Origin of the sequence: Nocardia sp. NPDC051911 (genome assembly GCF_040681035.1) — a bacterium.
GTDB classification, from domain to species: Bacteria; Actinomycetota; Actinomycetes; order Mycobacteriales; family Mycobacteriaceae; genus Nocardia; species Nocardia sichangensis.
In genome coordinates, this window is record NZ_JBFAXY010000009.1 from 77,160 (window position 1) to 99,623 (window position 22,464).

General features: G+C 68.1%; 26 protein-coding genes. 14 read left to right on the forward strand and 12 right to left on the reverse strand.

What is annotated here, in order from left to right; translation table 11 throughout:
• Window positions 1–74 precede the first annotated feature (74 nt).
• Together purN and purH are read left to right on the forward strand one after the other, a co-directional pair.
• Complete coding sequence (purN, locus tag AB0L97_RS13505; RefSeq protein ID WP_355074644.1) at window positions 75–701, forward strand: phosphoribosylglycinamide formyltransferase; 627 nt, start codon at window positions 75–77, stop codon at window positions 699–701.
• Window positions 698–2,269: a bifunctional phosphoribosylaminoimidazolecarboxamide formyltransferase/IMP cyclohydrolase gene (gene purH / locus AB0L97_RS13510; RefSeq protein ID WP_364428783.1), complete on the forward strand. Its 1,572-nt coding sequence runs from the start codon at window positions 698–700 to the stop codon at window positions 2,267–2,269. Before purN ends, purH begins: the two co-directional genes overlap by 4 nt.
• Before the next feature lie 219 nt (window positions 2,270–2,488).
• On the opposite strand, the gene AB0L97_RS13515 is transcribed toward purH, so the two are convergent.
• Window positions 2,489–2,950: a hypothetical protein gene (locus AB0L97_RS13515; protein ID WP_356963830.1), complete on the reverse strand. Its 462-nt coding sequence runs from the start codon at window positions 2,948–2,950 to the stop codon at window positions 2,489–2,491.
• A gap of 212 nt (window positions 2,951–3,162) precedes the next feature.
• Here AB0L97_RS13515 and AB0L97_RS13520 point away from each other — a divergent pair, with 212 nt between their 5' ends.
• Entirely contained in the window at window positions 3,163–3,747 is a 585-nt protein-coding gene (locus tag AB0L97_RS13520; RefSeq protein WP_355074638.1) for a LysM peptidoglycan-binding domain-containing protein, read from the forward strand.
• A gap of 88 nt (window positions 3,748–3,835) precedes the next feature.
• On the opposite strand, the gene rpsR is transcribed toward AB0L97_RS13520, so the two are convergent.
• Genes rpsR through rpmB form a run of 4 tightly spaced genes read right to left on the reverse strand, consistent with a single transcriptional unit; the run spans window position 3,836 to window position 4,849 of the window.
• Window positions 3,836–4,090, reverse strand: a complete 255-nt coding sequence (gene rpsR, locus AB0L97_RS13525; RefSeq protein WP_011211513.1) for a 30S ribosomal protein S18 — start codon at window positions 4,088–4,090, stop codon at window positions 3,836–3,838.
• Window positions 4,091–4,124: 34 nt separating this feature from the next.
• Window positions 4,125–4,430: a 30S ribosomal protein S14 gene (rpsN, locus tag AB0L97_RS13530; protein WP_364428788.1), complete on the reverse strand. Its 306-nt coding sequence runs from the start codon at window positions 4,428–4,430 to the stop codon at window positions 4,125–4,127.
• Window position 4,431: 1 nt separating this feature from the next.
• Window positions 4,432–4,602 carry a 50S ribosomal protein L33 gene (gene rpmG, locus AB0L97_RS13535; protein WP_327110225.1) on the reverse strand — a complete coding sequence of 57 codons (171 nt, stop codon included), beginning with the start codon at window positions 4,600–4,602 and terminating at the stop codon, window positions 4,432–4,434.
• A 10-nt stretch (window positions 4,603–4,612) separates the two neighbouring features.
• Window positions 4,613–4,849 (reverse strand): 50S ribosomal protein L28, encoded by a 237-nt coding sequence (gene rpmB / locus AB0L97_RS13540; RefSeq protein WP_355074634.1) that lies wholly within the window; start codon window positions 4,847–4,849, stop codon window positions 4,613–4,615.
• A gap of 102 nt (window positions 4,850–4,951) precedes the next feature.
• Here rpmB and AB0L97_RS13545 point away from each other — a divergent pair, with 102 nt between their 5' ends.
• The 3 genes from AB0L97_RS13545 to rpmF are packed head-to-tail and all read left to right on the forward strand — an operon-like array spanning window position 4,952 to window position 6,730.
• Window positions 4,952–6,298 (forward strand): GTP-binding protein, encoded by a 1,347-nt coding sequence (locus AB0L97_RS13545; protein ID WP_364428793.1) that lies wholly within the window; start codon window positions 4,952–4,954, stop codon window positions 6,296–6,298.
• Window positions 6,295–6,555, forward strand: a complete 261-nt coding sequence (locus tag AB0L97_RS13550; RefSeq protein ID WP_356963833.1) for a type B 50S ribosomal protein L31 — start codon at window positions 6,295–6,297, stop codon at window positions 6,553–6,555. Before AB0L97_RS13545 ends, AB0L97_RS13550 begins: the two co-directional genes overlap by 4 nt.
• A gap of 1 nt (window position 6,556) precedes the next feature.
• Complete coding sequence (gene rpmF / locus AB0L97_RS13555; RefSeq protein WP_364428798.1) at window positions 6,557–6,730, forward strand: 50S ribosomal protein L32; 174 nt, start codon at window positions 6,557–6,559, stop codon at window positions 6,728–6,730.
• Between the two features lie 423 nt (window positions 6,731–7,153).
• On the opposite strand, the gene AB0L97_RS13560 is transcribed toward rpmF, so the two are convergent.
• The 6 genes from AB0L97_RS13560 to AB0L97_RS13585 all read right to left on the reverse strand — a co-directional run bounded on the left by AB0L97_RS13560 (window position 7,154) and on the right by AB0L97_RS13585 (window position 13,376).
• On the reverse strand, window positions 7,154–8,251 hold the full coding sequence (locus AB0L97_RS13560; RefSeq protein WP_364428801.1) for a glycoside hydrolase domain-containing protein: 1,098 nt from the start codon (window positions 8,249–8,251) through the stop codon (window positions 7,154–7,156).
• 119 nt (window positions 8,252–8,370) lie between these two features.
• Complete coding sequence (locus AB0L97_RS13565; protein WP_364428804.1) at window positions 8,371–9,180, reverse strand: MHYT domain-containing protein; 810 nt, start codon at window positions 9,178–9,180, stop codon at window positions 8,371–8,373.
• The gene (locus AB0L97_RS13570; protein WP_039801302.1) at window positions 9,173–9,730 is read right to left on the reverse strand and encodes an ATP/GTP-binding protein; all 558 of its coding nucleotides are present in this window, start codon (window positions 9,728–9,730) and stop codon (window positions 9,173–9,175) included. The genes AB0L97_RS13565 and AB0L97_RS13570 overlap by 8 nt, the downstream gene beginning before the upstream one ends.
• A gap of 100 nt (window positions 9,731–9,830) precedes the next feature.
• Complete coding sequence (locus AB0L97_RS13575) at window positions 9,831–10,202, reverse strand: DUF742 domain-containing protein (protein WP_040782732.1); 372 nt, start codon at window positions 10,200–10,202, stop codon at window positions 9,831–9,833.
• Between the two features lie 7 nt (window positions 10,203–10,209).
• Entirely contained in the window at window positions 10,210–10,620 is a 411-nt protein-coding gene (locus AB0L97_RS13580) for a roadblock/LC7 domain-containing protein (RefSeq protein ID WP_355074622.1), read from the reverse strand.
• Window positions 10,617–13,376, reverse strand: coding sequence for an ATP-binding protein (locus AB0L97_RS13585; RefSeq protein WP_364428809.1), 2,760 nt, complete (start codon window positions 13,374–13,376; stop codon window positions 10,617–10,619). The genes AB0L97_RS13580 and AB0L97_RS13585 overlap by 4 nt, the downstream gene beginning before the upstream one ends.
• Window positions 13,377–13,732: 356 nt before the next feature.
• On the opposite strand from AB0L97_RS13585, the gene AB0L97_RS13590 reads away from it, so the two are divergent.
• The 8 genes from AB0L97_RS13590 (at window position 13,733) to AB0L97_RS13625 (ending at window position 21,937) form a co-directional block, all read left to right on the forward strand.
• The gene (locus tag AB0L97_RS13590; RefSeq protein ID WP_355074618.1) at window positions 13,733–14,419 is read left to right on the forward strand and encodes a response regulator transcription factor; all 687 of its coding nucleotides are present in this window, start codon (window positions 13,733–13,735) and stop codon (window positions 14,417–14,419) included.
• Between the two features lie 79 nt (window positions 14,420–14,498).
• Window positions 14,499–15,884, forward strand: a complete 1,386-nt coding sequence (locus tag AB0L97_RS13595; RefSeq protein ID WP_355075036.1) for a HAMP domain-containing sensor histidine kinase — start codon at window positions 14,499–14,501, stop codon at window positions 15,882–15,884.
• A 247-nt stretch (window positions 15,885–16,131) separates the two neighbouring features.
• Window positions 16,132–17,499 (forward strand): trypsin-like peptidase domain-containing protein, encoded by a 1,368-nt coding sequence (locus AB0L97_RS13600; RefSeq protein ID WP_364428812.1) that lies wholly within the window; start codon window positions 16,132–16,134, stop codon window positions 17,497–17,499.
• 29 nt (window positions 17,500–17,528) lie between these two features.
• Window positions 17,529–18,095, forward strand: coding sequence for a MogA/MoaB family molybdenum cofactor biosynthesis protein (locus AB0L97_RS13605; protein ID WP_355074614.1), 567 nt, complete (start codon window positions 17,529–17,531; stop codon window positions 18,093–18,095).
• 693 nt (window positions 18,096–18,788) lie between these two features.
• Complete coding sequence (locus AB0L97_RS13610) at window positions 18,789–19,463, forward strand: MspA family porin (protein ID WP_355074612.1); 675 nt, start codon at window positions 18,789–18,791, stop codon at window positions 19,461–19,463.
• Window positions 19,464–19,529: 66 nt separating this feature from the next.
• On the forward strand, window positions 19,530–20,201 hold the full coding sequence (locus tag AB0L97_RS13615; RefSeq protein WP_364428815.1) for an MspA family porin: 672 nt from the start codon (window positions 19,530–19,532) through the stop codon (window positions 20,199–20,201).
• 324 nt (window positions 20,202–20,525) lie between these two features.
• The gene (locus AB0L97_RS13620) at window positions 20,526–21,200 is read left to right on the forward strand and encodes an MspA family porin (RefSeq protein WP_355074608.1); all 675 of its coding nucleotides are present in this window, start codon (window positions 20,526–20,528) and stop codon (window positions 21,198–21,200) included.
• Window positions 21,201–21,265: 65 nt separating this feature from the next.
• Window positions 21,266–21,937, forward strand: coding sequence for an MspA family porin (locus AB0L97_RS13625; RefSeq protein WP_356963840.1), 672 nt, complete (start codon window positions 21,266–21,268; stop codon window positions 21,935–21,937).
• A 65-nt stretch (window positions 21,938–22,002) separates the two neighbouring features.
• Here AB0L97_RS13625 and mscL read toward each other — a convergent pair whose 3' ends face one another.
• The gene (gene mscL / locus AB0L97_RS13630; RefSeq protein WP_355074604.1) at window positions 22,003–22,407 is read right to left on the reverse strand and encodes a large conductance mechanosensitive channel protein MscL; all 405 of its coding nucleotides are present in this window, start codon (window positions 22,405–22,407) and stop codon (window positions 22,003–22,005) included.
• Window positions 22,408–22,464 lie beyond the last annotated feature (57 nt).

A 22,464-nucleotide genomic window follows, 5' to 3' on the forward strand; every position in this document is an offset into this window, starting at 1 on the left:
GGTGCCGCATCCGTCCGCTATCCGATCGATCAGGGAGTAGAGCGCTGACGTCCCCGTATGCCTCGTGGAAGCCCGTGACGACGCCGGCCACCGTCGTCGTCCTGGCGTCGGGCACCGGTTCGCTGCTGCACGCCCTGCTGGACGCCGCGGCCGCGCCCGGCTATCCGGCGAAGGTCGTCGCGGTCGGCGTCGACCGGCTGTGCGCGGCCACCACCCATGCGGACGCCGCGGGCGTACCGCATTTCCGGGTGGCGCTGAAGGACTTTCCGGACCGCGCCGCGTGGGATGCCGAGCTCACCGAGGCGGTCGCCGAGCACCAGCCGGATCTGGTGGTGTCGGCGGGCTTCATGAAGTTGCTCGGTCCCACTTTCCTGGACCGGTTCGGCGGACGGATCATAAACACCCACCCCGCCCTGCTGCCCGCGTTCCCCGGCGCGCACGGCGTGCGGGACGCGCTCGCCTACGGTGCGCGGGTCACCGGCTGCACCGTGCACCTGGTCGACGAGGGCGTGGACACCGGGCCGATCCTCGCGCAGGAGGCGGTGCCGGTGCTGCCGGGTGACGACGAGGCCACCCTGCACGAGCGCATCAAGATCGTCGAGCGACGGTTGCTGGCGGAGGTCGTCGCCGCCGTCGCGACGCGAGGCATTGTCTCCGATGGACGAAAGGCAGTTATCCCAGATGAGCGAGTTCTCCGGTGAGTGAACGCAAGCCGATCAGCAGGGCGCTGGTGAGCGTCTACGACAAGACGGGTCTCGTGGAGCTCGCGACCGGTCTGCACGCGGCGGGCATCGAGCTGGTCTCGACCGGGTCCACCGCGGGCAGGATCGCGGACGCGGGCATCCCGGTGACCAAGGTCGAGGACCTGACCGGGTTCCCGGAGACCCTCGACGGCCGGGTCAAGACCCTGCACCCGCGGGTGCACGCGGGCATCCTGGCGGACTCGCGCAAGCAGGAGCACGTCGATCAGCTGGTCGAGCTCGGTGTCGAGGCGTTCCAGCTGGTGGTGGTGAACCTCTACCCGTTCACGCAGACCGTGGCCAGTGGTGCGACGCCGGACGAGTGCGTGGAGCAGATCGATATCGGTGGCCCGTCCATGGTGCGCGCCGCGGCGAAGAACCACCCGTCGGTGGCGGTGGTCGTGGACAGCGGCGACTACGACGACGTGCTGGCCGCGGTGAAGTCCGGCGGCTTCACCTTGGCCGAACGCACAGCTCTGGCGGCCAAGGCTTTCCAGCACACCGCGAGTTATGACGTGGCGGTCGCGAGCTGGATGACCAACGTGCTGAGCGCGGGCGACGCGGCCGAGGACACGGCGGTCCGGTTCCCCGAGTGGCTCGGCGGCACCTGGGAGCGGTCGGCGGTGCTGCGTTACGGCGAGAACCCGCATCAGTCCGCGGCCCTGTACACCAACGGCGACGGCAGCCCTGGGCTGGCGCAGGCGCGGCAGTTGCACGGCAAGGAGATGTCGTACAACAACTACGTCGACGCCGACGCGGCCTGGCGCGCCGCCTACGACCACGAGGCTCCGGCCGTGGCGATCATCAAGCACGCCAACCCGTGCGGCATCGCGCTCGGCGCCGACATCGCGGAGGCGCACCGCAAGGCGCACGCCTGCGATCCGGTGAGCGCGTACGGCGGGGTGATCGCGGCGAACCGCGAGGTCACCGTGGAACTGGCCGAGCAGGTCGCCGAGATCTTCACCGAGGTGATCGTCGCGCCGTCCTACGCCGACGGCGCGGTGGAGGTGTTGCAGCGCAAGAAGAACGTGCGCATCCTCGTGGCCGAGCCGCCGACGCGCGCGGGCGCCGAACTGCGTCCGATCAGCGGCGGCGCCCTGCTGCAACAGCGTGACGTGCTGGACGCGCCGGGCGACGACCCGGCTCATTGGACCTTGGCCGCTGGCGAGGCCGCCGACGCGGAAACGCTCGCCGATCTGGCGTTCGCCTGGCGCGCTTGCCGGGCCGTGAAGTCCAACGCCATTCTGCTCGCGCACGACGGCGCTTCGGTCGGTGTCGGCATGGGCCAGGTCAACCGCGTGGACGCGGTGGGTCTCGCGGTCCAGCGGGCCGGGGACCGGGCCAAGGGGTCGGTGGCGGCCTCCGACGCCTACTTCCCGTTCCCGGACGGTCCGCAGACCTTGATCGCGGCCGGTGTCCGCGCCATCGTGCAGCCCGGCGGTTCGGTGCGCGACCGGGAGACCATCGACGTCGCCCGCGAGGCGGGCGTCACCCTCTATCTCACCGGGGCCCGCCACTTCGCCCACTGAGTTCGATGGTTCCGCGACGCCGCGTCGGATCGAGGATCCGGCGCGGCGTTCTTCGTTCGATTCCCGCCCGTATCGCGCGGTCGGGCAAGGGTTTCGGTGGCCCCCTCCGAGAACTGTGCTCGGGCGCATCAGGAGTCGTGCGAGGCGGCCCGTCGCAAGCCGGCAGCTATTCGGTTACGAGTGAACAGTGCTGGACCAGCCTGTCGTGCGCATCGAGCGCTAGACCGCGCTGAGCACCGTGCGGTTTCCGAGTGGCTCTTTCAGCGGTACCTCGAGGGTGCCGAAGATCGCGATCATCGCGCACATCCGGCCCACCGCCTCGGCGCGGCTGCCGGAGCGCAGTTCGACCGTGACCGTCGACGCGGTCTCGGTGACCGTGGCGTCCACGCCGTAGCACTCCGGCGAACCGGTTTCGAAGTTCACGGCTATCTTGTTGTCTCCCAATCGTGTCCACGATTGGAATGGGATCGGATGCGCGCCGACGATGGACGGGTCGGCGGTGAATTCGTTGCCCTGGTTCCCGCGCGGGTCCTCGGTGGGCGTGCGCGCCGCCGCGCTCGAAGAGGCGCTCGTGCTCGGCGTTTTCCCTTCGTCGTCCGAGCCGCCGCAGCCCGCGGCGGCAAGACAGGCGAGCACTACGGCGACAGCTGTGGCGGCGCGTCCGGCCTGGATCCGATCCATACCGACACCCTAGTCCCGGCGTCGGTTCACCTACCGCACAGCGGGTGCGTCGTGCACTGGGACGAACCCCACAGTGAACGTTCCGCGAACCCTGCGCGTAATAGCTCCCAAAGTCGTTCGGGGGCAGTAAGTTCTGCGGGGATGCGCGCCGGAGCCGTTGCGGCGCTCATCATGTCGGATGCTCTACCAGCTTTTTCCGGAAAGGAAGTATCGTGGTCGACACGCTGCGCGTAGGCGAAGAACTCGGGCGAGGGCAGTCCCTCCAGGGCGGGGCTTACACCCTCACCCTCCAGGACGACGGCAATCTAGTGCTGTCCGAGCCGGGCGGGAATGTCGTGTGGGCCACCCAGACGCACGACCAAGGCGTGGAGCGGGCCGTGCTGCAGCACGACGGCAACTTCGTCCTCTACAAGAGCGACGGCGCGGTCTGGGCGACGGAGACCAACGACCAGGCCGCCGATCGGCTGGTCGTGCAAGCGGATCGCAATGTCGTGCTGTACGGCACCGACGGCAGCGCGCTGTGGGCTTCCGGCACCGACACCGACACTCCGCTGCCCGCCCCGGAGCCGGAAGCGGAACCGGTGCAAGAGCAGGTCGCGACTCCCGCCGCCGAGGAGGTGCCGCCTCCGCCGCCCGCGCCGGAGCCGCGCACCTACACCGTCGAGCCGGGCGACACCCTGTGGGCCATCGCCGAGCGTTTCTACGGCGACGGCAACCGCTACCAGGAGATCGCGGACGCCAGTGGCATCCCGAACCCGGACGCGATCAACCCCGGCCAGGTCCTGACCATCCCGTGACCCGGCCGGTTCGGTAGCGACGACGACAAAGACCCCCGGTGCTCGCGCATCGGGGGTCTTTCCGGTTCGCTCGTGTCGCGGAGTGCGCCTAGCGGCTGGTGAACGGCAGCAGCGCCATCTCACGGGCGTTCTTCACCGCGACGGCGACCTGGCGCTGCTGCTGCGGGGTGAGCCCGGTGACCCGGCGGCTGCGGATCTTGCCGCGATCGGAGATGAACGTACGCAGCAGGTTCACGTCTTTGTAGTCGACCGTCTCGATGCCGGCGGCGATGAGCGGGTTCTTCTTCGGACGGCGGGCCTGCTCTGCGCGAACCTTCTTCGACGGTGCTCGCTTGACTGCCATATGACGAGTTCCTTCTCACGAGATCAGTGGTTGTCTACCAGCTCGATTTGTGCACACCGGGCAACTCGCCCCGGTGGGCCATCTCGCGCACACGCACACGGGAGAGTCCGAACTTCCGGAGGTGACCGCGCGGTCGTCCGTCGGCGGCGTCCCGATTGCGCAATCGTACCGGACTGGCGTCGCGCGGCTGCCGCCGCAGTTCGGCCTGGGCGGCCGTGCGTTCGGCCTCCGGTGTACCCGGCTTCCGGATGAGCTCCTCGAGTTCGGCGCGGCGGCCCGCGTATCGCGCCACGATCGTCCGGCGCTGCTGATCGCGCGCGATCTTCGACTTCTTGGCCATCTCAGCGCTCCTCACGGAAGTCGACGTGCCTGCGCACCACCGGATCGTATTTGCGCAGCACGAGGCGGTCGGGGTCGTTGCGGCGATTCTTGCGGGTCACGTAGGTGTACCCGGTGCCTGCCGTGGACTTCAGCTTGACGATCGGGCGGATGTCGGTCGATTTCGACGCCATGGGTCGCTCCTCAGATCTTGTCGCCACGGGCCCGGAGCCGCGCCACCACGGCCTCGATCCCGTCCCGATCGATGGTCTTGATGCCCTTGGCGGAGACGGTCAGCGTGATGCGCCGGTCTTCGCTGGGCAGGTAGTAGGTCTTGCGCTGGATGTTCGGGTTCCAGCGGCGGCCGGTCCGCTTGTGCGAGTGCGACACGGACTTGCCGAATCCGGGCTTGCGCCCGGTGACCTGGCAGTGGGCCGACATCCGGACTCCCTCCAGTAGATGATAATCATTTTCGACAACGACTGCTCGACAATGTACCGTTGCCGTACAGCAAATGAAAATCGTTACTGAAAGGGGTTCCCGGTGGCTGCGGATTCCACCCTGGTCCCACCCGGCTCCGACCGCAGAACGCCCGTGCTGGTGCTCGCCGGTTTCGCCGGACTCGCCGCGGCGGGCGTGGATCGCGCGGCCGCGGTGCTGGGTGCGGCCGCGGGCACCGTCGTGGTCCGCCACGATCTGACCCAGCTGCGGGAGGGCGTCGTGCGTCGCACGGTGCGCACCGCGACGCAGGAGACCTCGGCCGTGCTCGAGCTCGCGCACGGCTGTGTCTCCTGCACCCTGCGGATGGATCTGCTTCCGCTGCTGTGCACCCTTTCCCAGCGGCAGTCGGTGAATCGCATCGTGCTCGCGCTCGACCCCGCGTTCGAGGCCGAGGCGGTGTGCCGAGCCATCGAGCACGTAGTGGTCACCGGCGTGCACGGTCGCATCGACGGCCCGGCCGGGCGCGACGTCCGGGTGGACGCGGTCCTGACCTGCCTGGACGCCGGCGTCTGGCTCGCCGACGCGACCGGCGACGAGACGCTCGCCGAACGCGGTCTCGCGGCCGCCGAGGACGACCGGACGGTGGCGCAGGTCGCGGTCGGGCAGGTCGATTTCGCCGATGCCGTCCTCGTCCTCGGCGCCGCCGCGGACGGAGCGCTGCTCGTCGACGCGGCGGTCGAGCGAGGCAAGCTCGCCGCGGTCCTGGCCAGGCTGGTTCCCGGCGCGCCGATCGCCTGGGTGGACGAGCCGGGTTCCGTCACGCCCGCGCTGGTCGAAACGCTGCTCGCGCGCGTCCCCGCCGATTCGCGCCGTGGGCGGGTCTTCGACGCGCACGCACCGCTTCTGCGTGGCCGACCGCCCTTGACCAGTGACTACGGCATCGAACTCGTGGAGTTCGCCGCGGCGCGGCCGTTCCATCCCGCCCGCCTGCACGAGGCGCTCGACGTATTGTTCGACGGCGTCGTGACCGCGCGCGGCCGCCTGTGGCTGGCCACCCAGCCCGACGAGGTGGTGTGGCTCGAATCCGCCGGCGGTGGCCTGCGGGTGGGCGGTGCGGGGCGCTGGCTGGCCGCGATGCCGGAAGCGGAACGGGCCGAGGCGGACCCGGAGCGTCTCGCCATGGCCGCCCTGCGCTGGGACGAGCGATTCGGCGACCGGGACGTCTCGCTGTCGATCCTGGTCCACGACGCCGATCCGGCACAGATCCGGGAGGCGCTGCACTGGGCGCTGGTGGACGACGACGAACTGCGCCTGGTCGAGCGCGCGCCGGAGCGGGTTGCCCGGTGGGAGGACCCGTTCGGCGAGTGGCACGCCGATCCTTGCGCGAGTGACGGGGAGGCGCAGCAGCCCGTGCAGGACCTGAAAACCCCTAAAGGAGAGGCGAAATGAAGAAGGGTATCCATCCGGACTACCACCCGGTGGTCTTCGAGGACGTGAGCACCGGCAAGCGGTTTCTCACCCGGTCCACGGCAACCGGTACGCGCACCGTGGAGTGGGCCGACGGCAACACCTATCCGTTGCTGACGGTGGACGTCACCGCCGATTCGCACCCGTTCTGGACCGGTGCGCACCGCGTGCTGGACGCCCAGGGGCGGGTGGAGAAGTTCGAACGCAAATACGGTAAGCGCGTGCGGAAGGAGGCCTGAGATGGCGGTACCGAAGCGGAAGATGTCGCGGTCGAACACCCGTAGCCGCCGGTCGAACTGGAAGGCCGCACCGGTGGATCTGGTGGCGGTGACCGTCGGAGGCGTCGTGTGTCGGGTGCCGCGCAGGTTGGTCGCGGCCGTGCGGCGCGGCTTGATCGACGTCGAGAAACTCTGAGCGGTAGGCCCGCACGGAGATCGTAGGAGCTTCCGTGCCCGAGGCCGCGAGCGACGGCCGATTGCTCGACCGATGCCGACTTCGCCTCGAACGGGCCGGATGCTGGTCTACTGTCCGGAAACGGGCACGTCGGTGCCCTTCGGAAAAAAATTTCCGGTCGGTTATTGTCAGCGTAGCTATCTTCTAGCTATCAATGTGGCCCGCATCACGTCGCACTATTGCGCCAGAAGTGATTGCGGCTGGATAGCCATACGCGGAATCCCGGACTATCGGTCGGTTTTCGGCCGAGGAAAAGTTCGCCGAAAATGATGCGCGCGCAGCCCGATACCGGTACCCTCGTCGTCGAGGGCGGGTTCTCTTGGTTTCCGAGAGAACCCGCTCATCGCCAATTTCGGGGCCGTTCAGCCGGTTTCGCTCGCCCCGTCACTCCCGCTCACCGAGCCGCGCGCGTTCGTCGATCGCGCCGGTGTGGGTTCGGTCTTTCGAGGTCAACGCCGTAGGCCCGGCGTCGCCGCCCGGTGTGCGCCGCTCGCCGTCGTGCCCGGGCAGGCCGGGAAAGTCCGGCAGCAGAGCCTCGAGGCGGGCCAGCTGTTCACCGACAAGCGCCGCGGGACCCTCGATCAGCGACAGCGGCCACGGCCAGTGTCGTCCGTTCCAGCGCTCCACCTGCTCGGTCAGCTCGGCCGTCGTCGCCTCCAGTTCGCTGATCTCGGTGCGCAATTCGCCTACTTGCGTTCGCAACTCGACGGATTCGCGCTCCAGCGCGGCTATTCGGGTCAGCGCCGCGGCCAGTCCGTCCACCAGCGTCCGATTCCGGCCGTCCGCGTCGGCGCCCAGCTGCGGCCAGCCGGACAAGTCGGGTCCGCGCAGCTGAATCTGGATGTCGCGCAGCACTGCCTCTTGTTCCGGCGTCACGTCCGGCTCCTCCTGTTCCACGAAATCCCACTGGCCGAAATCGATCGTCTCGGCCTCGTTCACGTCACAGCGCACGCCGCCGACCGTCACCTGGCGGCGCGTCTGATGAATGGCACGCCTGGTCTCCACGTTCGTGCCGGACCAGGCGTCGGTCTGCCACGCCCAGGTCGCGTACCCGGCGTCCAGTGCGCGGCTGACCACCCAATACCCGCCGTAGATACCGACGTTCGCGCGGCCGAGCACGGTCGCGGCACCGTCCAGATAGGCGTTGACGCGCAACTGGTCCTGTTGCGTCGCGTCGAAATCCGCGGAGAAATAGATCGGCCGGTCCACCCGGCCGCCGCAGCGCAGCACCTGGGCGAGGGCCGCACGCGCGTCGACGATGCCAGCGCCGTAGCCGTCCAGCATCCGCGCGGCCGTGGTCTCCCAGTTCGAGACGAGCGAGATACCATGCGCCCGCAGATCGTTCGCTTCGGACGGAGTGAGCAGCTTGCCGGGCAGACTCGGGCCGCCGTCGGACAGATACCGCACCACGAAGTCGTACCCTGCCGCCCGAATCGCCGCGCCCCCTGGACGACCCGCGGCGTAATCGAGACCGAAACGCATGGCTTCCACTGTAAGTGGGCCGGGCGGGTGAATCCGTGGCATCGCCGAATCCAGCCCGCCCACGGGGATCGGTCAGCGGAAAACGGTCGATCCGCCCCGAATCGCGCCGCGAAACCGGATCAGCGGGCTGGCTCCAGCTTCGGCCTGCGCGGCTTCGGTGGTGCGGCCAACTCGCGGCGATCCGGTGCGATCAGCACCGCGGAGATCGGCACGGTCAGCGCGAGCAAGCCGATGACGAACATCGGGAACACGAAGTCGAACAGCTCCACGCCGTCGGGCACCTTCGCCGACCGATTGACGTCGAAATGCAACGCGGCCACCGCCGTGTAGTAGGTGGCGGCCACGCCGACGCCGAACAACAGCACCGTCGCGGCGCGGGCCATCGGGAAGCGCAAGGTCTGGAACAGCCACAACGTCGCCGTCGCGGTGATCACCCCGATCACGGCGGAGACGACGGCCAGCCAGGTCGTCACGCCCACCGAACCCTGGATCTCCAGTGAGCCGATGCCGAGGTAGTGCGTGACGCCGATGCCGAGGCCAAGTACCAAGCCGCCGGGCAGCAGCAGCGCGAGCCGGGGCGTGCGCCCGATGATCAGCAGTGCCGCGAAGACGGCCACGATGGACACCACCAGCGCCGCGACCAGCCTGCCCGGGTCGTAACGCATCGCGCTGCCGGGCACTTTCAGGCCCAGCATGGCCACCGAGGTGGCCAGCCACGCACCGACGCCGCCCAGCGATATCGCCGCCGAAACCAGCCACACCAGCCGGAACTGGACCGAGCGCGCGCCGTGCACGATGCAGGCGAGGCCGACCACCGCGCCGAGGACGGAAATGCCCACCGACAGCCCGACCAGCCAATAGCCGAGCGCGAACTGGTCGACGGACGTGGTGGCGGAACTACCCGCGGCCAGCAGCGCGACCTCACGCATGGCGGGCCGTTCCTTCCAGTTCGCTGGCCTTCAGCTGGGCGATCGCGTACTCGGTGACCGCGGCGAGCGCCTGGCGCACCTCGATCGCGTTGCGCGCGTCGATGTCCACGATCGGGACGCCCTCGCGCACCGAGAGCGCCTCGCGCAGTTCCGCGATGGGGAAACGCGGTGCGTCGGGGAAGCGGTTGACCGCGATCAGGAACGGCAGCTTGCGCGCCTCGAAGAAGTCGACCGCGGCGAAGCTGTCCTCCAGCCGCCTGGTGTCGATCAGCACCACGGCGCCGATCGCGCCGCGGATCAGGTCGTCCCACATGAACCAGAACCGCCGCTGGCCCGGCGTGCCGAACAGGTAGAGCACCAGGTTGCCGGGCAGGATGATCCGGCCGAAGTCCATGGCGACCGTGGTGGTCTCCTTCTCCGGCGTCTCGGCGAGATCATCGATGCCGTCGGAGTAGCGGGTCACCATCGCCTCGGTGCGCAGCGGAACGATTTCCGAGACCGCGCCGACGAACGTGGTCTTGCCCGCGCCGAAGCCACCCGCGACGACGATCTTCGTCGAGGCGACCCGGTTCTCGAAGCCATCCGGGCCGGGGGCGTTGCCCGATCCGAGATTTCCACTTGGCCCGGGGTGTCCACTGGGCCCCGGATTCCTATAGGGCGCGGAGTCCACGCAATGTCCTTTCCATCAGGGAACGGCGCTCGTCATAGCTCGCCTCTTCGGTCAGGGTCGAATGCACGCGCATGGTGCCGTCGACGACCAGGTCGCCGATCACCACACGGACCATGCCGAGCGGCCGGTCCAGATGTGCCGCGATCTCCGCGACCGACAACCGATGCGTGCCGAGTCGCAGTATCTCGGTACGGATGTCGCCGGTCGGCCAGTCGAGATGTGCAGTGTACGACAAGGTTTCGATGACCGCCTCCAACGGCAGGTCGATCGCGGGTTCGGTGCGCCCCGAGGTCAGGGCGTAAGGCCGGACGCGCGTGGTGGGTCGTGGTCCGGGACCGTATGGGTTGGACATCTCACGCTCAGACAGCGGTGCGCGCGGTGGCGGTGACCACCGAGCCCACCCGATCGACCAGCAGTGCCATCTCGTAGCCGATCCGGCCGATGTCGTGCGTCTTGTTCGCCAGCACGGCCAGATGCGAGCCGTTTCCGACGCTCATCACCAGCAGGTAGCCGCGCTGCATCTCCACGATGGACTGCATCACCTTGCCGCCGTCGAACAGCGACGCCGCGCCCATGGAAAGGCTGGCGAGTCCGGCGGTGACGGCGGAGAGCTGTTCGGCACGGTCGCTGGGCAGGTGCGGACTGGTGGCCTGCAACAAGCCGTCCGCCGATACGAGCACCGCATGGGACACGCCGGGCACATCGCGGGTGAAGCGGGCGACCAGCCAGTTCAGATTCTCGTCCGTGGTGCTGTTTTTCGCGTTGGTCATGCAAGCCCTCCGTCGTTGTACTGCGCATTGGCCCGCCCGCTGCGGACCCCACTGAGATGCCTGGTCAAATTGTTGCGGATTTCTTCCGGATCGCGCGGGCCCGCGTCGTCCGCGGGCGCCAGGCCGCCGGGCACCAACTGGGCGCCCGGCCTGCGAATCGGCAGCCCGCCGACAGTGCGCGCGGTGGTGGTCGGATGGCTGGCATCCTCGGCGGCCAGCCAGCCCGCGTCACCAGGCGAGGACCACGAGCTTTCCGGCGATTGCGAGGTCGAGGGCTCGACCAGCCATTCCGAGACCATGCGTTGATAGATAGGGGTCGGGGAGGCGCCTGCGACCGGCTGCAACCGGGAGGAAGTCACCGTCGCGGGTTCCGGCGCCGCCTCCTGCGGTGGCTCGACGGGCGCGGCCGGCTTCCGGATGGGCAGACCGGAGCGGGCGGTGGTCTGCGGCGCGGGCGGCTGACTCGGCACGGCGGGTGTGGGACCGGTCGCCGGCTCGTCGTCCTTGACCTCGGTCCACAGATCGGTGCGGGTGGGCTGCTGCTCGACGGCGTGCTCTCCCGCGGTGGGCGTCACCGCGGCGAACGGACCGGTGGGTGTGCGGTCGTCCGCGCGCGGCGTGAGCACCGGCCACGGCTGGGTGGCGGGCTGATCCGCCGGGTTGACCGCTCGCCCGACCGGCGTGGAGACCGTGGGCTGGTCGGGAGTGTCGGCGACGCGGATGGCCGGACGGCGCTGCGGCAGGCCGGAACTCGTCACGCCGAAACGCGCGGTGTCGCGCTGTGGCAGGCTCGGCACCGGAACCAGGTTGCGCGGCTGCGCGCCGGTGGGCGGCGTGACCAGGGAGGGCAGCTGGTGCTCGGCGGTGATATCGAGCGGCTTGCCCGCCGGATCGGTGACGTCCATCGGCGGCGCGACCAGCGCGCCGGGTAGGTGCACGCTTGCGGTGATGCCCGGCTGCTGCGCCATCGTGGACGTGCGGCGCAGGCTGACCGTGATGGTGTGCCGCTTGGCCAGGCGGCCCACGACGAACAGGCCCATGCGGCGCGCGGTCTCGACGGTGACCTCACCACCGGAGGCGAGCCGGTCGTTGGTCGTCTGCAGGTCTTCCAGGGACATGCCGAGGCCGCGGTCGGTGATCTCGATCAGGTAGCCGCCGTCCACCGCGCGCGAAACCATCACGGTGACCGGCGTGGTCGGCGGCGAGTACCGCAGCGCGTTGTCGATCAACTCGGCGAGCAGGTGCTCGATGTCGACGGCCGGCTCGCCAGCGACGATGCCGTCGGGCACCGCGCCGATCTCGACGCGCTGGTAGTCCTCCACCTGGGAAACCGCGCTCCACAGCATGTCCGACAGCGGCACCGGGTGCAGCTGGCCGCGGCGCAAGGCGGTACCGGCGAGCACCAGCAGGTTGTCGCCGTTACGGCGCATGCGGGTGGCCAGGTGGTCGAGGCGGAACAGGCTCTGCAACCGGTCGGTGTCGTCCTCGTCGTGCTCGAGATCCTCGATCAGCGCCAGCTGCTGCTCGACCAGCGATTGGCTGCGGCGCGAGAGGGTCTCGAACATGTTCCCGATCTGCAGGCGCAGACGGGCCTGGTCGGCGGCGAGGTTGAGCGCCTGCTCGTGGATCTCGTCCACGGCGCGGGCCAGCTGGCCGATCTCGTCGGTGGAGTGCACCGCGACCGGGGTGATCTCGGGCGTGGTGCCGCCCGCGCGCACCACGGCGAGTTCGTCGGGCAGCTTGATGTGCGCGACCTCGAGCGCGTCCCGCCGCAGGCGGCGGACCGGGACGACCAGGGTACGAGCGACCGAGAGCGCCAGGGCGAGACCGGCGAGCAGCATGCCGATGACGATCGTCGTCTCGCGCAGCGCACCGGCCTGCGCTTCGGTGGTGCGCGCGGCCAAGGCGCTGTCGATGGTGTCGATCAGCTGCGCGGTGGTCTTCTCATAGGTGTCCGAGCTGATCAGCAGCGAATCGACGACGGCGGGATTGGTCGCCGGATCGGCGGCGTTCTGGCTGAAGGTGCCGAGACGCGTCTGCACCGCGTCCAGCAGCGGGCGCATGTTGCCCGCGTAGTCCGGCAGGATCTGCGCGTACTGGTAGATCATCGTGATCTCGGCGCCCGCGGCGACCAGCACGCGGGGCCGCACGCTCGGGTTGCGGCCCGCGTCCGGCGAGCCGATCAGCATGCGTTGCTGGGTGAGCACGCGCCGCGCGGTCTGCACCGAAGCCAGCTGCAGGAAGTACCGCTGGATGACCAGGTCGTCCACCGACGGCGAGAGCGCGAGCGCGTTGCCGATGCGGACCATGATCTCGTCGGACTGCTCGCCGACCATGGCGGGCGAGCCGTTGCGCAGGCTGTTGCGCATCGTGGTGCCGGTGGCGATGGCCGAGGCGAGTTCGGAGGTGACCCGGCCGCTGACCTTGGTGGTCTGCAAGGCGGCTTCCAGTTCGGCCAGTGCCTGGTCGAACTTCGTCAGCGCGGCGTCGGTCTGCGGGTCCGCGGCGTTGCCCCAGGTGGCGGTCGCGGTGACGCCGAGTTGCTCGGTGGCCGAACCGAACTTGACGATCGGCCGGATGATGATGGCTTGTTCGGTCGCCGCGTCCAACTGCGACATGGTGCGCAGTTCGTTGTTGATTCGGAGCACGGCGAAGACCGTCGCCAGCAGCACCGGAAGCACCAGCACCACGCCAACCTTGCGGGTGACCGACCAGTTCGACAGGCTGAATTGCCAGGACCGCGGTGCAGCTTCCATCCGCTTCCGTCGCCTCCGCTTCACCAGTGACCTCGGGCGCGCGTGGCTGTTCGGTATTGATTCAACCCGCAAAGAACCAACTAGAGGTCTTCTTTTTACCGCACGGAACATACCGTGCAGAGTGGTCATCGGCAATCCGGGGGAGCCGCCGCGCAAATTACCGAATATGGCTATAGAGAACGAGTTTCGCGGTGGAATGCGTAAGGGACGCGTCAACTTCTCCGCGGGGCCGTGGAAGACCCTGGTCACCCCCGGTTGACGGGTGCGACGCGCCGTGGCGTGTCGTGGCTGCTCACCACGGCGTGTCGGGAGCGCCCTCTCAGTTACCTCTCAGTCGGTGCGGTCAAACTGGTGGCATGCGCATTCTGGTGGTCGATGACGATCGGGCGGTCCGGGAATCGCTGCGCCGGTCGCTCACCTTCAACGGCTACTCCGTCGATCTCGCGGTGGACGGTGTGGACGCGCTGGAGAAGGCAACTGTCCAGCGACCCGACGCGCTCGTCCTGGACGTGATGATGCCCCGGTTGGACGGGCTCGAGGTCTGCCGCCGTCTCCGGAGCACGGGCGATGATTTGCCGATACTGGTTCTCACCGCGCGGGATTCGGTATCGGAGCGGGTCGCCGGGCTCGATGCCGGGGCGGACGACTATTTGCCGAAGCCGTTCGCGCTGGAGGAACTGCTGGCCAGGTTGCGCGCGCTGTTGCGGCGCACGGCCGCGGGCCCGGGGGACGCGTCGGAGGCGATGAAGTTCGCCGACCTGTCGCTGGATCCGGTGACCCGCGAGGTGTCCCGCGGCGCCAGGCAGATCAGTCTCACTCGTACCGAGTTCTCACTGCTGGAAATGCTGATGGCGAACCCGCGCCGCGTCCTCACCCGTAGCCGCATTCTCGAGGAAGTCTGGGGCTACGATTTCCCGACCTCGGGAAACGCGCTCGAGGTCTACATCGGTTATCTGCGCCGCAAAACCGAGGCCGAGGGCGAGCCGCGGCTGATCCACACGGTGCGCGGCGTCGGCTATGTGCTGCGTGAAACGCCGCCGTAGGTCCTCGGTCATGGCACGAACACCTCCCAAGCGTCCCGCCGTCGCCGCACTCGGCCAGCGTCCGTCCGAGTCCGTGGACATGCGGCCGCCCATGCCGTTGACGCGGTCGGTCTCCCTGCGGTGGCGGGTGACGCTGCTGGCCGCCTCCGTGGTGGCGATCGCGGTGGCGGTCACCTCGATCGCGGCGTACGCGCTGGTGGCGCGCGCGTTGTACGCCGACGTGGACGCCCAGTTGCGCAGCCGGTCCACGGCGGTGATCGCCAGCAACCCGTACGGGTTCAACAACCTGAATCTGATGGTCGCCGCCGCCTTCTACGACGACACCGGCATCGCGCTGATCTATCCCGATCTGCGGCGCTGGCTGCCGCCGCAGTCCACCGATCCGCCGGTGGGGCCGCAGGAGGTGGCCGTGGCCCGCGGGGAACGCAGTTCGTCGCTGCGCACCGACGGCGATCAGCGCGTGCTCGCCGTCTATACCAACTCCGGTGCGACGCTGGTCATCTCCCAGCGCCTGGACCGCACCAGGGAGGTGCTCGACCGGCTCGCCTGGCTGTTGTTCGTGGTCGGCGGCTGCGGCGTCATACTGGCCGCCGCGGCGGGCACGGCGGTCGGCCGCACGGGCCTGCGGCCCATCGCGCGGCTGACGGCGGCCACCGAGCGCATCGCCCGGACCGACGACCTGACCCCGATCCCGGTGACCGGTGACGACGAACTGGCAAGGCTCACAGAGAGTTTCAACACGATGCTGCGCGCGCTCACGGAGTCGCGCGACCGGCAGCGCAGGCTCGTCGCCGACGCCGGGCACGAGCTGCGCACGCCGCTGACGTCCCTGCGGACCAACATGGAACTGCTCATCGCGTCGAGCCGTCCCGGCGCTCCGCGCATCCCGGACGAGGACATGGCCGGACTGCGCGCCGACGTGATGGCGCAGATCGAGGAGTTGTCCACGCTCGTGGGCGACCTGGTCGATCTCGCGCGGGAGGACGCGCCGGAGACCGTCTACGAGCGCGTGGATCTGGGCGAGGTCGTGGAACGCGCGCTCGAGCGCGCCCGCCGTCGCCGCACCGGCATCGAGTTCATCGCCGACCTACGGCCGTGGTTCGTCTACGGGCACGAGGCGGGCTTGGAGCGTGCGGTGCTGAACGTGCTCGACAACGCGGCCAAGTGGAGCCCGGCGGGCGCGCAGGTGCGCATTCTGATGCGGGAGAGCGGCCCGGGGTTGCTGGAGCTGTCCATCGACGACGCCGGTCCCGGTATTCCGGCGGGGGAACGCGAGCTGGTGTTCGAGCGTTTCTATCGGGTCATGTCGTCGCGATCGATGCCGGGCTCGGGCCTCGGCCTGGCGATCGTCAAACAGGTGGTGACGAAACACGGCGGTACGATCGCCATTGATACCTCGCAACGCGGCGGCGCCGTCGTTCGCATCGTGTTGCCCGGCGAGCCGGGCGCGCCGGTATCCGATTGACGCAATAGCGAGCGGCGGAACTCCATTTCCGACACAATCTCGAGTTCTGTGCGGAATATTCGTCGTCGGTGAGGTATTTCGGACAATGCTCCGATTGGTTTGCGGCAGGATTTGAGACATCAAGTTGCTGGTGATTCTATTTAGCACCGGCTCCTTGGCAGCTCTCGGAAAACTGAAAGCGCGGTCTCAGTCCGCTCTCAGTCCCCGCGGCCAACCTGGACGAGACGTGAGCAGAAACGAGGAGTCCATGACCGAGGATTCGAAGGATCGCCGGGAGCCGGGAGCGCCGGACGCGAGCGCGTTCGGGCCGGGGGAGGCGCACGCCCCCGGTTACGGCCCGCAGACAGCGCAGCATCCCACCGCGCAGTTCCCTCCGCAGCATCCGGCCGCGCCGTTCCCCGGGTATCCGGCGGCCTTCGGTCCACCGGCCGACGCCACGCAACCGCACGGCCCCTACGGCGCGCCGCCCGCACCGGCCCGGCGTCCGTTCCGCGCGGGCCTCGCCGCGGGCGCGGTCGCGCTCGCGCTGGTCAGCGGCGGTATCGGCGGTGCGGTCGGTGCGCTGGTCACGCACGGCGACGACGGTCGGGCACCGGTGACCAACGCGCTGGACGCTCCGAAGCCGAACGTGAGCAACGCCGTGAACGCTCCGGCCGGTTCCACCCAGGCGGTCGCGCAGAAGGTGCTGCCCAGCGTCGTGATGATCAAGGTGGCCAGCAGTAAGGCCGAGGGGGAGGGTTCCGGGGTGATCCTGTCCTCCGACGGCCTGATCCTGACCAACAACCACGTCGCCGCGGGCGGCGGGCCCAGCGCCAAGATGGAGGTCGTGTTCTCCGACGGCAGCAGCGCGCCCGCCACGCTGGTCGGCGCCGATCCGGTTTCCGACCTGGCCGTCATCAAGGTATCCGGGAAGACCGGCCTCACTCCCATCGAGCTGGGTGGCTCGGCGAATCTGCAAGTCGGCCAGCCGGTCGTCGCGATCGGGTCGCCGCTCGGCCTTGCGGGCACGGTCACCACGGGCATCGTGTCGGCGCTGAACCGGCCCGTCGTGACCACCGGCGACGGAAGCGAGGCGGGCGCCGCGGTCAGCCCGGTGATCGACGCCATCCAGACCGATGCCGCGATCAACCCGGGCAACTCGGGTGGCGCGCTGGTGGACGGCAGCGGCAAGCTGATCGGCATCAACACCGCCATCGCGACGCTCGGGCCCGCCGAGACAGCGGGCGGCCAGACCGGATCGATCGGACTCGGGTTCGCGATCCCCGTCGATCAGGCGCGCCGGGTGGCCGACGAACTGATCAAGACCGGCAAGGCCACCTACGCGCAGATCGGGATCACGGTGTCGCGGCAGCAGGACCCGGCACAGCAGGTTTCCGGCGCGAAGGTTCGCGACGTCACGGCGGACGGCCCCGCCGCGCGCGCGAGCATCCCGCCGGGGGCGGTCGTGACGAAGGTCGACGACCGCCCGATCGATTCCGGGAACGCGCTCGTCGCCGCGGTGCGCTCACATCAACCGGGAGACAAGGTGAAAGTCACCTACACCGATGATCAAGGCAACAATGCCAAGACCGTCGAGGTGACCCTCTCCGGCGCGCCGGCGGACGGCGGCCGGTGATGCGCGCGGTGCCCGGCGGGCCTGGGCCGATGATCGATGTGGACGCCGACGTTCTCGGTGCGGCCGCCGAGTTGCTGGACGCAGGCGCTACGGTGAGCACCATGGAAATCGATGCTCCTGTGGCGGGGCGTGCTCTGGTGGTGGTCGTGGACGATCGGACGGCGCATGGAGGTGTTGACTCGCTCGGCCCGCTGGTCACCGAGCTGCTCACCGAAGCGGGTTTCCTCGTGGACGCGTCGGTGTCGGTGCAGGCCGACGAGGTCGAGATCCGCAACGCGCTCAATACGGCGGTGATCGGCGGCGTCGATCTGGTGATCTCCGTCGGCGGTACGGGCATGTCCCCGCGCGACGTGACGCCGGAGGCCACCTCGCAGGTGCTCGACCGCGAGTTGCCGGGGATCAGCGAAGCCCTTCGTTCCTCCGGCCGGGTGGCAGGCTCGCTGGACGCGGGCCTCTCCCGCGGTGTGGCCGGCGTGTCCGGAAGCACCTTGGTGGTCAACCTGCCCGGCACCCGTTCCGCCGTTCGCGACGGCATGGCGACGCTCGGCCCGCTCGCCAGCCGGGTGATCGGTGAACTCTCCGGATTGGTCGAGTAATCACCGCCCCCACGCCTTCTGAACACCCTCGCCCGGCGGCTCGCCGGGCGAGGGATGCCGCGCGCTTGGCGAAGGTCTTCGGCGACGCGCTGCCCGACACCACCGCCGACGAGCGCGACGAACGCGACGACGTCCGGTCCGCTGACGACTGGCTGCGCGCCCAGGTCCCCCCACATCACGGCTGAGTCCGTTATCTACGTAGTAGCTACGTAGTCCTTGTCCCGGCTTCGAAACACGCCAGTGATCATTTCTGACCGGAAGTAATCCGGACGAGATCCTTGCGGTCGTGTCCCGTATCCGTACGCTGGCCCTTCTGTGCCGCCATCTCGGTTTTCTCACCTGAACCGGCTGTAGCGAACCGGTATTTATGCACGTCAAGCCATATTCGGATGTGCGCAAGTGTGATGCGGGTCACCTTGAACTTTACGAAACTTTTCGTTGCGGCGGTCGTTACGAACCGTTTAATCTCCCATCGAGCCATTCACAATGGGACCCGCAGTCGTGGGTGCCGGCACGCGTGAAAGCCCACTCGGCGGAACCCGGCTCGGTTCCGTTGCCTCCCTGCCCGTTGCGCCGAAATAACAACCGGTTACACATCGGCAACAAAGGGGCGACACACTGAGCTGGGCCTGAGAGGACCACTGTCCAGCCTCGATGGTCGAGGTTGACTGTTTGAACCTGATGAGGGGAAGTATGAGCGAGAACCGCACCAAAGGTCTGCGCCGCGGTGCCCGCGTCGCGGGCGTAGGCGCTGCCGCGGCTGTTGCCATGGGCCTGCTTTCGACCGGTGCCGCCAATGCCGATACCTTCGTGCCGTTGCCGGACGGCCAGAAGGTAGGGCCGGGCGTGACGATCACCCGGAACGGAGAGCGGGCCCTGATTTCGCCGTCGCTGGCGGCCAACGGCGCAGGCCGGGTGGTCTGGGTGTCGGGCAACGCCGTCGCCGATGTCGCCGAGACGCCGGAAGGCACCGTCGGCCCCAACAACGGTCCGACGGGCAACCCCGGAACCAACAACTCCTCGACGCATGGTTCGTCGCAGTTGAGCACCGGTTACATCGTCGGCTGCCAGGTCAGCATCGCCGACGACGCGATCTCCGCCGGTGTGTCGGGCAGCGTGAATCTCAGCGGCGCGAGCGCCGGTGGTTCGATCGGCGTCAACCTCGGTCCCGGCGAAGTGAAGTTCGTTCAGATCGACTACAAGGACATCCTCAAGGCCGGTGTCTACTCCGTCGAATACCAGGATGCCGAGATCCAGATTCAGGGCTGCGCGGGTTACGCGCAGGCGCGTTCGTACACGGTCGTCGAGATCATCGGCGATCACTACTCGAAGACCACCCTCTACGGGATGCCGTTCAGCATCGGCTGACGTCTGTCGAATCCAACGAACCATCTTCCCGCTGAAGCGGACTCAACCCTCGAGGGATACCAAACCATGATCAACCGTAAGAACCTGGCGCGGATGGCCGGCCTCGGCGCCGCTGCCACCATCGCCATGGGCCTGTTCTCCACCGGTGCGGCGAATGCCGACACCTTCGTTCCGCTGCCGGGTGGGGAGCTGACCAAGACGTTGTCCGATGGCACCGTTGTGACCATCCGTCTGGTCGGCGAATCGGCCAACATCAGTCCGTCCATGGGCGCGACGCCGTTGCACCGCAACGCATGGGTCTCGGGCAGCGCGCAGGTCGAGCTCTCCGGCGCGGCCGGGGGCAAGATCTTCCCGGGTTACACCGTGGGCTGCCAGGTGAATATCGCCGGTGGCGGTGCGACCGGTGGTGTGGATGGCAATGTCGATTGGAGCGACGGCCAGAACGTCACCGGTGGCGTCGGTGCCAACTCCGGCGGCAACCTCTCGCTCGGCCCCGGCCAGGCGAAGTCGTTCTACGTCTTGGACCTGGAGCAGGCCGACGATTTCGGTAACGAGACGCACAAGACCCGTAATGCCTTCAAGGGCACGAGTGGTTCGGTGACGTGGGCTGATGAGACCATCGGTCTCAACGGCTGCGGGGGCTACGCCCAGGCGCGGGCCTTTGTGAGCGTCGAGGTCGAGACCGACAATGTCATCACGTGGGTGACGTTGTGGGGACAGCCTTTCAGCCTCGGCTGAGTGAACGGCGGGTGAAAAGCCCATAGCGACAGATGAAATGGACCCCTCGCAGCGCGGCGGGTCCATTTCGTCATGAATTCGAATGTGCCGCAAGGGCTGCGCGATCCTAGTCGGATCCGTTACTTCGCGAGACGAATTGCCTGAATTTCCGGAAAAGTCTGGTTGATACCGAATAGCATTGTTTCGTCCGAGATCGCTCGATGACGCGATGGGCCGGCGGAACGTCTGGTGGACAACACATTCCACTGCGTGCCGTCGGCTTTGGAGGGACACGTCCCGCCTCGACACCCTGGGGCGGGCGGATGCAACCTGATGAGGAAAAACATGAGCAAGTACCGCATCAACGGTCTGTCTCGAGGCGTCCGCGTCGCGGGCGCCGCCGCCGTGGCGGCCGTAGCTACCGGTCTGTTGTCGACCGGCGCTGCCAATGCCGATACCTTCGTGCCGTTGCCGGACGGTCACAAGGCAGGACCTGGCGTGAACATCGCTCGCACCGGTGAGCGCGCCCTGATCTCCCCATCCCTTGCCGCGAACGGTGCCGGCCGTGTCGTGTGGGTTTCGGGGAACGCCATCGCCGATGTAGCCGTCACCCCCGAAGGAACGATCGGGCCGAACAACGGTCCGACCGGGAATCCGGGAACGAATAATTCGTCCACTCACGGTGCCTCGCAGTTGAGCACCGGTTACGTCGTCGGCTGCCAGGTCAGCATCGCCGACGACGCGATCTCCGCCGGTGTGTCGGGCAGCGTGAATCTCAGCGGCGCGAGCGCGGGTGGTTCGATCGGCGTCAACCTCGGTCCCGGCGAGGTCAAGTTCGTTCAGATCGATTACAAGGACATCCTGAAGCCGGGTGTGTACTCGGTGGAGTATCAGGATGCCGAGATCCAGATCCAGGGCTGCGCGGGTTACGCGCAGGCGCGTTCGTACACGGTCGTCGAGATCATCGGCGATCACTACTCGAAGACCACCCTCTACGGGATGCCGTTCAGCATCGGCTGACGCCGGTCGGATCCATCAATCTCTTTTCGCTGAAGCGAACTCGAATCTTTAGGGGAATCACCGTCATGTTCGATCGTAAAATGTCGGCACGCGCGGCCGGGCTGTGCGCGTCCGCGGCCATCGCGGTAGGCCTGCTCTCCACGGGTGCGGCGAATGCCGACACCTTCGTTCCGCTGCCGGGTGGGGAGCTGACCAAGACGTTGTCCGATGGCACCGTTGTGACCATCCGTCTGGTCGGCGAATCGGCCAACATCAGTCCGTCCATGGGCGCGACGCCGTTGCACCGCAACGCGTGGGTGTCCGGTAGCGCGCAAGTGGACCTGTCGGGTACGGCCGGGGGCAAGATCTTCCCGGGTTACACCGTGGGCTGCCAGGTGAATATCGCTGGTGGCGGTGCCACCGGTGGTGTGGATGGCAATCTGGACTGGAGCGACGGCCAGAATGTCACCGGTGGCGTGGGTGCCAACTCCGGTGGCAACTTGTCGTTGGGTCCGGGTCAGGCGAAGTCGTTCTATGTGCTCGATTTGGAGCAGGCCGACGATTTCGGTAACGAGACGCACAAGACCCGTAATGCTTTCAAGGGCACGAGTGGTTCGGTGACGTGGGCTGATGAGACCATCGGCTTGAACGGCTGCGGGGGCTATGCCCAGGCGCGGGCCTTTGTGAGCGTCGAGGTCGAGACCGACAATGTCATCACGTGGGTGACGTTGTGGGGTCAGCCCTTCAGCCTCGGCTGAGCGCGGATACTCACGCGAACGGGCCCGTCGCCGACGGGCCCGTTTCGCATGCGGCACAGTCGAACTCAGAATTCGTGCCGCCCGCCCGAGCTGGTCTGGCCCTCGGCGAGCAGGTCGCGGATCTGGATCAGCACCTCCGAATCGGTGAGTGTGGTGTCGTCGGGCCGGAAGCGCTTCTTCAATCGCGCGGCGGGCAGCACCAGCACGAAGAACAGCACCGCGGCGATGATCAGGAAATTGATCACGGCCGTGATGATGGGACCGACCTGGACAAAGGTCGCCGGCTTGTCGGCCACCAATCGGAAACCCAGGCCGATATCGCCGGGCCCGCCGATGACGGCGAGCAGCGGATTGATGATTCCGTTGCTGATCGCGGTGATGATCGCGACGAACGCCGTACCGATGACCACGGCGACCGCCAGGTCGATCACATTCCCGCGGAACAGAAAATCTCTGAACTCTTTGAGCATGGCCGGTGTCTCCTCTTTTCCGTGGAGCTGGGCAGTCCTGCTCGGCGGTACCCGCGC